The following is a 3,817-nucleotide window of genomic DNA, read 5'->3' on the forward strand; positions in this document are numbered from 1 at the left end:
CCAACATGCGGGGCATCATGACCATCTTCCCTACCACTCCGGACGCGTCCAAGGGGCAGGAGCACGGTGCAACTCAGACTTCCGACAGCAGGCGTCCTGCTTCAGCCCACCGGTGTCTCCGGAGGAGCAGGGGCGTGCGTGCGTGCGGGCGGTCCGGGCACCGGGCCTTCCCGGGCCTGTGTCGGGCCATGGGGAGTGACGGGCCTGGGCCATCCGGGCCGCTCGCGCGGGAGCGGGGCCCCGCCATGAACCCCTTCGCCTCGCCGACGGATTCGCTCGCCGACCTCGTGGAGGGACTGCGCGACGACATCGTCCGGCGTTGGGTGGCGCGGGTGGGCGCGTCCTTCGACGATGCTCCCGCCGCCTTCCATGAACGGCTGCAGGGACTGCACCGGCTGGTGGATGCGCTGGTGCTCATCCTGCGCCAGGGCGTGGAGGAGGACTGGGCGCTGGAGCCGGCGCGGGTGGAGGGCCGGGAGCTTGGCCGGAAGCGCTTCCACTCCGGGGGGCGGGTGGAGACGCTGGTGGAGGAGTATGGCCTGCTGCGTGAGGTCCTCCTGGAGACGCTGGAGCCCACCCACCGCCCGCTGGGGTCGACGGCGATGCGGGCGCTCTGGCGCGCGCTGGACGGCTCGCTGACGGAGGCGGTGGTCCACTACATCCACGAGCACGAACAGACGCTGCGGATGCGGGAGCGGCGGCTGCAGACCATCCTCGACCATGCCCCGGCGGCCGTCTACGCGAAGGACGCGCACGGGCGGTACCTCTTCATCAACCGCCCCTTCGAGGTCATCTCCGGCCATCAGCGCCAGGCCGTGCTGGGACACTCGGACCTGGAGCTGTTCCCCCGGGAGACGGCGGAGCGCTTCCTGGAGAACGACCGGCAGGTGCTGGCGGCGCGCAAGTCGCTGGTGTTCGACGAGCTGGTGCCCCAGCCGGATGGGCTCCACGTCTACCACACGCTGAAGTTCCCCCTGCCCACCGTCGAGGGCGAGGATGCGTGGGCCGTGTGCGGCGTGTCCATGGACATCACCGCCACGCGCGTGCTGCGCCGGGAGCTGGACGAGGCCCGCGAGCAGCTCCACCGCGTGCTTACCCAGCTCCCCGTCGTCCTGTGGGCCTTCGACGCGCAGGGCATGATCACCCTCTTCGAGGGCGAGGGCGTGAAGACCGTGCAGTCGCCCAGCGAGGTGAGGCGCGGGAGCTCCGTGTACGAGCTGTTCCGGGACCGGCGGGACGTGGTGGAGCTCATCCACCGCGCGCTCGCCGGGGAGAGCCTGTCGGCGGAGCTGTTCCTCTTCGGGGTCTGGTTCGAGGTCCGCTTCCTGCCGGTGTCCGGCCCGGACGGGCGCGTGGTGGGCGTGTCGGGTGTGTCGCTGGACATCACCGAGCGGCGCCGGGCGGAGCAGGAGCTGCGCACCTCGGAGACGCGCTACCGGCTGGCCACGCTGGCCACCCGCGACCTCATCTGGGACTGGGACCTGCTCACGAATGAAATCGACTGGAGCGAGCTGTCCGCGCACATCCTGCGGCTGGACGCGTCCCGGGGCCTGCCCCGCATGAACCTCACCTGGTGGATGGAGAGCCTGCACCCCGAGGACCGCGAGCGCGTCACCCGGGGACTCCGGGAGGCCATCCAAAGCCCGGAGGGCCACTGGCAGGCGGCGTACCGGATCCGACGGGGCGACGGCACCTGGGCCTTCATCGAGGACCGGGGCCGCGTGGTGAAGGACCTGCGCGGGCAGCCGGTGCGCATGGTGGGCGCCATGCAGGACGTCACCGGCCGGCACGAGGCGGAGATGGAGGCGAGGCGCCGCGCGGAGTTCGAGCAGCTGCTCATCGGCATCGTCGGGCACGACCTGCGCAACCCCATCTCCGCCATCACCATGGCGGCCACGGTCCTGGCCCGGCGCGAGGACGCGGATCCACGCGACCAGAAGGCCGTCGCCCGCATCCTCGCCAGCGCGGAGCGGGCCCACCGCATGCTGCGCGACGTGCTGGACTTCACCCAGGCCCGGCTGGGCGGCGGCATCCCCATGTCACCTCGCGGGGTGGACCTGATGGAACTGGTGCGCCAGGTGATGGACGAGGTGCAGCAGGCCCACCCCGACCGCCGGCTGGAGGTGGACCACCGGGGCGACGCCCACGTGTCGTGCGACCCGGACCGGCTGGCGCAGGTCATCACCAACCTGGTGAACAACGCGCTCGCGTACGGAGAGGCGGGCTGTCCGGTGCGCGTGCGGCTGCGCGGCCAGCAGGAAGGGGTGACGCTCGCGGTGAACAACCAGGGGCGCCCCATTCCGCGCGCGTTGATGCCGCACCTGTTCGAACCCCTCAAGCGCGCGGAGGTCAGCGAAGGCAGCCGGCTGGCGCATGGGCTGGGGCTGGGGCTGTTCATCGTGAAGCACATCGTGGACGCGCACGGAGGCCGCCTGCGCGTGCGCTCCACCGAGCAGGATGGCACCACGTTCCTCGTGCACCTGCCGCGTCACTCGCCGCTCGAAGGTCGCGGGTGAGTGCTCGCGCTCAGGCCCGCGAGCGCCAGACGAGCACGCCCACGGTGGCCACCGCCACGGGCAGCACCCCGGCGGTGAGCAGCGCGCCGTGCGGCCCGGCCCTCTCCAGCATCGCGGCGACCAGGCCGCTGCCCAGGCTGAGGCCCAGCGCGAAGCATGCGTTGGAGAGCGCGAAGCCCTCCGCCTGCCGGCTCTCCGGAAGCTGGCGTTGCAGCAGCGTCGCCTGCATCGCGGCCTGGGGCGCCAGGAAGATGCCCGCCGCCGCCAGCGCGGCCCCCAGCGCCCAGAGGTTCGCCACCAGCGCCAGCGGCACGAGCAGCACGCCCCACAGCGCGAGGAACAGCAGGCACCGGCGCAGGATGACGCCGTCCCCGGTGACGCGGCCCTTCAGCGTGCTGGTGTACAGCAGGCCGCCCACGGCGCTCGCGGCGGACAGGAGCGCGGTGAGGCCACCCCAGGCCTCGGGGCGCGAGCCCACCTCGGCGAGCCGGGGCGGCAGCGCGGCGTCCACCACGCCCCAGCTCACCCCCACCGCCAGCGACGACAGGTACAGCAGCCGGGGCAGCCCCTGGAAGAAGGGCGCGAGCGACGCCAGCGTGGCCGCCACGGGAGGTCCGCTCGGGGGCTCGCGGTCCGGCAGGAAGAAGTTGAGCGCCAGCGCGGAGAGCCCCGTCACCGCGATGGCCGCCACGCCCAGGGTGGCATGGGCCAGCGCGAGCACGCCCACCAGCGACGGGCCGAGGATCCACTGCACCTCCATCAGCACCGCGTCGATGGCGAACGCCGCCTCCAGCCGTGCCTTCGGCACCAGCGCGGGGAGGAGGGCGCGATAGGCCGCGACGACCCCCGCGGGCACCACGCCCCCCACCACCGACAGCGGTAGCAGGACCCACAGCGAGGCCTTGAAGAAGCACGCGAGCGCGAGCGCGAGGAAGACCGCGGCCTGGGCCAGCAGCGGACCGCGCAAGCCTCCCGGCAGACGCCGACGGTCCAGGGTGCGGCCCCGGAACGGCGCCGCCGCGGCCATGCCCATCGCGTAGCCGCTGGCCATCCACGCGCCCTGGGAGAACGCGCCCGTGGCCTGCGCGCCGGCGAGCAGCAGCGCGAACGGCGCCATCGTCCCGCCGAGCCGCGCGAACGAACTGGCCAGCACCCAGCGGCGCCAGCTCGGCTCGCCCCACAGCTCCCGCTGGGCCTGCCACGGGCCGCCGTGCCCGCTCGCGGGCGCGACCCCCACGGCGTGCGGACGCTCCTTCGCTTCCGGGGAGGCCGGCCCATCGCCCGCCCCCAATGCCCCGTCC

2 protein-coding genes are annotated in these 3,817 nt (G+C 73.4%); one reads left to right on the forward strand and one right to left on the reverse strand.

All coding sequences use genetic code 11. The features are described from left to right. The first annotated feature begins 245 nt into the window (after positions 1–245). The gene (locus tag D7V97_RS41025; RefSeq protein WP_120615988.1) at positions 246–2,516 is read left to right on the forward strand and encodes a PAS domain-containing protein; all 2,271 of its coding nucleotides are present in this window, start codon (positions 246–248) and stop codon (positions 2,514–2,516) included. A 10-nt stretch (positions 2,517–2,526) separates the two neighbouring features. Here the strand turns inward: D7V97_RS41025 and D7V97_RS41030 are convergent. Continuing rightward, on the reverse strand, positions 2,527–3,817 hold a 1,291-nt coding region (locus D7V97_RS41030), incomplete at its 5' end, for an MFS transporter (protein ID WP_147445200.1).

The sequence above is a fragment of the Corallococcus sp. CA053C genome, assembly GCF_003611675.1.
GTDB lineage: Bacteria > Myxococcota > Myxococcia > Myxococcales > Myxococcaceae > Corallococcus.